Below are 5,873 nucleotides of genomic sequence, written 5' to 3'. Positions count from 1 at the left end.
TTATCTCTAACAACAGGAGCTAAAGTTTCTCAATTCGTAGGGGATAATTTACTTTCGAGTGAAGTTGCTACAGCAGGCGAAGAAACAGACACTTCACAAAATGGAACTGTAATGGTGGCTGGACCAGGTGGAACTGTACAAAATCAAAAAGAGGATCCAATAGATAAAATTAATGTAAGTGTAGCAGGAGAAGACGTAGGGAAAATGGGGGGGATTGGACTAGCTATTGCTATATTAGCAACGCTTCTTCCGGCATTATCTATTCTACGCTTAAATCCAAAACAAATTCTTTTAAAAGATGAATAAGGAGGCTCGATATGGAGACAATTTTACAATTTAAAAACTTAGATTATTATTATGAAAGTAATGGAAAAAAGGTAACGATACTAGATAATGTGAATTTTTCTTTTCAAAAAGGGCATTTCTACACGATTTTAGGGCCATCTGGATCTGGTAAAACTACAACTCTTAGCTTAGGTTGTGGGCTGGATATACCTAAAAATGGTTATGTACTGTATAACGGGAAGGATATTCGAAAAATTGGTTTGGATCGATACCGTAATCAACATGTGTCTGTAATTTTTCAATCGTATAATTTAATTACCTATATGACTGCCATTCAGAATGTACTAACGGCAATGGAAATTACAGGTGTAAAGGTAAAAAATAAAAAAGAAAGAGCATTAGAATTATTAGAGAAGGTAGGACTCACTGAAGTAGAAGCGAAACGAAATGTCTTGCAATTAAGTGGCGGGCAACAACAACGTGTAGCAATTGCTCGAGCGCTATCTTGTAATGTTGATTTACTAATCGCTGATGAACCAACCGGAAACCTTGATGGAGAAACAGCGAAAGAGATTATTGAGTTATTTCAGGAGCTCGCCCATCAAGAGAATAAATGTGTAATCGTTGTTACACATTCACAAGAAGTTGCAAAAATATCAGATAGAGCAGTTTATTTAAGTAAAAAGAAGTTAGTAGTAAACGAAATTAATAATAGTTAAGAAAAAGGTTACTATTGTTCTTAATTCACATAATTTTCGAAATTTAAATCCGTGGCTGTTAATATTTGTTATATAATGTATTTGTCAAAGCATTATCCCTGTAGTTTCTGTGATGAATCTGTAAGATAGTTTGTTTGTCACTTATATTCATCTGAAACTAAAAAGAACTTGTAGAGATTTCTACAAGTTCTTTTTGTTTTAAGGGTTAAATATGGATTTAAAATATAGTTGCAATTTTTTGAGGGGGGAAAAGTACATGTTTGTAAAAGCAGAAAGATTATTAATACGGAAATTTGAGTTCAAAGATTGGCAAGCTGTTCATGAGTATACATCAGATATCAATGTTATGAAATACATACCTGAAGGGGTTTTTACAGAAGAAGATACAAGGAACTTTGTGAATGAAAACATTGGTAAAAACGCTAAGAACTTTCCTGTGGTATTAATAGATGAAGATATCCTGATTGGTCATATAGTATTTCATAAATATTTTGGTGAGCATACTTATGAGATTGGTTGGGTGTTCAATCAAAAATACTGCAATAAAGGATATGCTTCTGAAGCAGCACAAGCTACATTGAAATATGGTTTTAAGGAAATGAAATTACATAGGATTATCGCTACATGTCAGCCACAAAATATCCCATCTTATCGAGTAATGGAGAAGATTGGAATGAGAAGAGAAGGATATTTCAGGAAGTGTATACCACATGGGAATGAATGGTGGGATGAATATTATTACGCTATTTTGGAAGAAGAGTAGTGTCTCAGAACGCATTTTTTAAATTGAAGCTTCTATCTCAAAAGGCGAAGTCCATTTCTGCTATGGCTGACGTGCAAGACCATGGTGTCCCATTACCACTCTCGTGATTGTCTTTTATGAATTCTTAAAATATAGAATGTTAGAAATATATTATGGTAAAATGTGTATAACTATAAATTATTAAATAGATTGGAGAATACTAGAATGAAAGTACAATCACTAAGAGTAGGGATATTGGCTTGCTTCATGATATTTTGTTGGTCCTATGGAGATGTCTCTGCTGCATCTACGTGTGGGCCATATGGTGAAATTAAGCCGAACCAAAATCCCTCTCGTCAGCACATAAATTGCCTACTAACGAACGCAGCATTAAACGAAAATGTTCCTCCTGAAGTTGTAAAAGCAGTAGCTACACAAGAAAGTGGATGGAAACAATTTGATGGAAACGGCCAGCCAATCATAGCGCAAGACGGTGGAATTGGGATTATGCAAATTACCAATCAACCTCAGTTCGATCAACAAAAGTTAAAATATGATATTAATTATAATATTGAAGCAGGTGTTAAAGTTCTTCATAGTATGTATCAGCGAACAGATCTTCCTAAGGTAAAAGCTGCTGGACCAGAAGTAATCGAAAACTGGTACTTCTCCGTTATGGCTTATAATGGAACAAAACCTGCAAACAGTCCTTTGTATAAAGCTACCGGTCAAAAAAATTTAAACGCTTACCAGGAAAAAGTGTTTTCTATTCTAGAACAATACAGTTTTTTAAATGATACAAAATTGGGGCAGTTTCTTTTCAGTACAGCTGATTTCGAATATGATCCTAACACGAGCAAAAATATTGTATTTAAAAAGAAGGAGTACATACTAACAAATCCACATTCTTCTATCTATCACTTAAAAACAGGTGATCAAGTCCTTGTAACAAGAGATGGAGTAAATTTAAGGTCTAAACCTACTTCCGCTTCAAGTGGGAAACCGTTAAGTAAAAATACGAACTTGATTATTCAAGGAAACGCTGCATATGATGAATCTGTAGATAGTAGCAATCAGTTTGTATGGTATCCAGTTAAAACTGCAGATCAAAAACTAGTAGGTTATATTTCTTCTGCATATATTATGAAAAAATTATAATTTAAGATCAAACGGTGAAGATAATCACTGATAAAGATATGGTAGTGATGGGAAGGGTTGAACCAAATATAGTTGTGGTTCTGGTACAAAAAAATATTAAACTTGAACATACCGATACTGCTACTCTACAAAGGCTTGTAACCGGTATGGAACAAAATGGTTGTTCAAGTGGAAGCATTTTGTTCCATACCGTATTTTGTAAGCAGTGAAATGATACAAGCGGTATAACTTGAATCTTCGTAAAGAAGCCCTCCTGCGTGTATATTACTTAGGAAATTTTGGGAGGAAGTGAAGAGAGAAGAGCTCCCAACGAAAGTAAAAGAAAGAATAGATATGAAATAATTAGTTACTTGTAATGGCGGATTCGCCGTTTTTTTTATTTACAATGAGAAACGCATGTTAGGGTGAATATTGAGGTTAATTGGAATGCCAGACTGATCGATACTGTGAACGTATTAATGAGTGATTTATATAAGTACCTATACATACCAAGTTAACGAAATTTTGTTCATTGGTTTTCATTAGAGGTGCATCTCGGGGAAAGAAGAGAGTGTGCAAAAGAAGTGTTAGAAAGCCGTAGCGTAATTGACAGAGTTAAACTTGTAAGATGTCTCGTAATAGATAGCATAATAGAGAATTAAATCGTTGTATATTTTAATATATTGTTATAATATTACAAAGGTGATAAGGTAATATAAGGTAAATGTGCTAATGTTATTGTATAAATATAGCGAAAACAGGGAGAATGGACATGAAAAGATATCTAGTATTAGGATTATTGTTGTCAAGTTTATTAGTGGGGTGTGGTCAGGAGAACGCCTCTACCAAGAAAGAAACGCCTAAGAGTGAGCAGGAAGTGAAGAAGGACGCGCAAGCCGATAAGAAGGTAGATGAAACAAAGCATGATGAATTAAAGGACACGGAAAAGCTGGATGATAATGTGCCAAAGGATAACGAAAACAAAGCGCTTGATACGAAAAATAGTGATGATAAAGTTGATATTGTGCAGTATCAGCTTCCATCAGATGAAAGTAGTTCTACGATGCCTGTCGATTACTTTGAAGCACTTGAACATGGTATGCCATATGAAGAAGTAGCTAAGGCCTTACACCGTAATGCCACAAGTGCAATTAAAACTAAGAAATTTGATACTGAATTAATTGAATATACTTATGAGGCGCCAGAAGCGGTGATACAAGTTCAATTTAAGGATGGTAATTTATTTGGTGCGGAATATGTTGGTCAAGATAAGGAAATGTATTCAGTTATTCCTGTTGGATGGGATGTAAAAAATAATCGATGGGATGAAGAGAAAAACGTAGGCTTGCAATCTAGTGAGAGTAAGTCAAACAATCACAATTCTCAAAGGAACGAAGGTAAGAATGTTGAAGCCAATGATAAGCCCGCATCTAGTACAGCAGGTGTAAAGGCAAATAAAAAGCCCGGAGAAGTTACTACGAATCATAAACCTAATAATAAGGAAGTTGAACAACATCATAATAAGGAACAGCAACGTGAGGAAATAGAAGAATTTAAGCCGAGTGATGCAGACATGGAACGCATTAAACGACAAGAAGACCGTTGGAATACGCCATCAGGTGGTTTTGGTGCTACATGGCAACAAGAAATGGAAGAGATGAAAAAACAGAAATAAAATAATGTATATACTTATTATACGGATTAAATGAATTTAAAGCGGGAAATTTATTTGATTTACTAACTCTTAATAAGGGTGGAAGATTATCACAAGGTAAAGTAATTATTGCTTTACCTTGTGATAATTTATAACAAAGTCTGATTATTGATAGAAATACTTGTTGAACTACTCACCACTTAACGTCCTTACGGACTTTTTGAAGTGGGAGATTCCTGCGAACACCGGTGTATCCACCGGTTATCTTAGCAGGCTCTACTCGTAGTCCCTACGGTGAGAACATAAGTATCTTGTACGTTGACGCACCACACTCCCTACTTTAGCTTGGTTTTCGCAACTTCGGCAAGCATGGGGCGATAGAACGTTGAAGATTTTACGGTTGCAACGTTTTTCTGCAACCAACCTCATATCTTCAGTTTTCGAAGAGCAATCTGTACAAGTAAATGATAGCAAACATGTTGGCTTATGCCAACCGACATTCATCTCCCACCTAAAATTGGTGTTTTGCACCTTCATATTTTTGAGGAAGGAGTCTTCTGTCTGAAAATGATAAAAACCCCTATTAATTTTTATGTTGATAGGGGTTTTTATCGATCTTATTTTCAAAAAATGCTCTTTAGACTTGCCTATAAATCAAATTTTATTTTTAACTAATACTACGATTTAGAAATCATAAAAGTTAATCTATTTCTAAATTTAATTGGCTACAATTAAATTTCTTGTCTTATCAATATGATTAAGTAACATACTATACTCTTCTTCATACATAGCTAAACGTTGCGAAAGAGAGTGATTCTCTGTTTCTAAATATTCAATTTGATTTTGTAAAGTTGTCAATTCATCCATTTCTTTATAATTTTGTAGAAAGAGAATAATATCCTCTAATGTCATAGATAAAGAGTTTGTTTCTTTTTTTTGTTGAGAGGGAGAAATATTGTTTCCCACTTTTCGATTTTGTTTTGCTTGTTGTATTTCCTCTTGGTATTGTTTTCTTACGTATGAATTCCAACGAAATCCACAAGCTGCAGGTGTCCTATTTAGTAGTTTTGCTACTTCTTTGAATGCAGCTAACTGTGTTCCACCGTTACAAATATTCTGGAGTACTGTTGATGCGAGAAGTAAATCGTTATCGTTAGTCCAGGAGTCTTGTCTTGAGATTACCACGTTTTAACCTCCTTATATGCTTTATATTACATATATGCAATTACTTAAAATGATAGAAGTCCAGCTTTTCTTAATTTAACGAATTTCCCGAAAGAATTCTCCTTCCTCAAGCGTGTGAAGGGCGTAGCCCAACGGTAGGTGGGAGATGAAT

At 34.7% G+C, this 5,873-nt stretch carries 5 protein-coding genes and 1 pseudogene; 5 read left to right on the top strand and 1 reads right to left on the bottom strand.

Features of this window, described 5'->3' with window-relative positions; genetic code table 11:
• The 5 genes and pseudogenes from DOS87_RS14490 to DOS87_RS14470 all read left to right on the top strand — a co-directional run.
• Window positions 1-306, top strand: a pseudogene (locus DOS87_RS14490) (ABC transporter permease); the annotation flags it as partial.
• An 11-nt stretch (window positions 307-317) separates the two neighbouring features.
• Window positions 318-1,004, top strand: a complete 687-nt coding sequence (locus DOS87_RS14485) for an ABC transporter ATP-binding protein (RefSeq protein WP_016513576.1) — start codon at window positions 318-320, stop codon at window positions 1,002-1,004.
• A 256-nt stretch (window positions 1,005-1,260) separates the two neighbouring features.
• Window positions 1,261-1,767, top strand: coding sequence for a GNAT family N-acetyltransferase (locus DOS87_RS14480; protein WP_088062839.1), 507 nt, complete (start codon window positions 1,261-1,263; stop codon window positions 1,765-1,767).
• A gap of 204 nt (window positions 1,768-1,971) precedes the next feature.
• Window positions 1,972-2,904 (top strand): transglycosylase SLT domain-containing protein, encoded by a 933-nt coding sequence (locus tag DOS87_RS14475; RefSeq protein WP_208730371.1) that lies wholly within the window; start codon window positions 1,972-1,974, stop codon window positions 2,902-2,904.
• A gap of 751 nt (window positions 2,905-3,655) precedes the next feature.
• Entirely contained in the window at window positions 3,656-4,558 is a 903-nt protein-coding gene (locus tag DOS87_RS14470) for a hypothetical protein (protein WP_208730370.1), read from the top strand.
• Between the two features lie 696 nt (window positions 4,559-5,254).
• Here DOS87_RS14470 and DOS87_RS14465 read toward each other — a convergent pair.
• Window positions 5,255-5,722: an RsfA family transcriptional regulator gene (locus tag DOS87_RS14465; protein WP_184121873.1), complete on the bottom strand. Its 468-nt coding sequence runs from the start codon at window positions 5,720-5,722 to the stop codon at window positions 5,255-5,257.
• Window positions 5,723-5,873: the final 151 nt, after the last annotated feature.

This window comes from Bacillus sp. CR71 (assembly GCF_003429245.1).
GTDB lineage: Bacteria > Bacillota > Bacilli > Bacillales > Bacillaceae_G > Bacillus_A > Bacillus_A thuringiensis_S.
Note: the sequence above shows the minus strand (reverse complement) of the source record. Positions and strands in the feature narration are given on the sequence as shown.